1 protein-coding gene is annotated in these 714 nt (G+C 71.5%); it reads right to left on the reverse strand.

Going from position 1 to position 714, the window contains the following annotated elements:
* Positions 1 to 19 precede the first annotated feature (19 nt).
* Positions 20 to 714: SDR family NAD(P)-dependent oxidoreductase (locus AC1D1G_RS45755; RefSeq protein ID WP_477957006.1), on the reverse strand; the 695-nt coding region annotated here is incomplete at its 5' end.

A 714-nucleotide genomic window follows, 5' to 3' on the forward strand; every position in this document is an offset into this window, starting at 1 on the left:
GAGGTGACCCGTGCACGCGTCACGACGACACCCCCGGGTTCGCAGCGACCGCGAGGTCCGCCGCACGGTACCGGCCGCTGGGTGGGCTCGTGTCGAGCAAACTCAGCAGCGCAGGAACCACGGTCTCCGGATCGGGCCGATCCGAGATGTCCTCGCCGGGGAACGCCGCCTGATGCATCTCGGTGCGCATGTCGCCGGGATCGAATGCATAGACCGCCAGGCCGGGTTCCTCCACCGCCAGCACCGCGGACGCGTGGTCGAGCGCCGCCTTCGCCGCCCCGTAACCGCCCCAGCCCGCATACGCCTCGACCGCGGCATCCGACGAAATGTTGATCACGGTCCCGCCCGCGTCCCGCACATGTTCGATCAGCGCGGCGATCAATGCGAGCGGGGCGAGCACATCGGTCGCGAAGACCTGCGCCAATGCGTCCTCCGGGTACTCGGCGAGGGAGGGCATCGGGCTGGGCCCGAGCGCGCTGGCGTTGTTGAGCAACAGGTCCAGTCGCCCCCGCGCCGCGATCTCGACGGCGATGCGCTCGCGGTGCCCCGGATCGGTCACGTCACCGGGGAGCGCGGTGACGGTGTGTGCCYGCGCGGCAACCCGATCGAGCGGTTCGACCCGCCTCCCGGTGACGATCACCTCCCAGCCGCGCTCCGCGAGCGCGAGCGCGCTCGCCCGTCCCAGCCCTGCCGATCCTCCTGTGATCAGCGCCG

Source organism: Rhodococcus sp. P3_B8 (genome assembly GCF_056402775.1).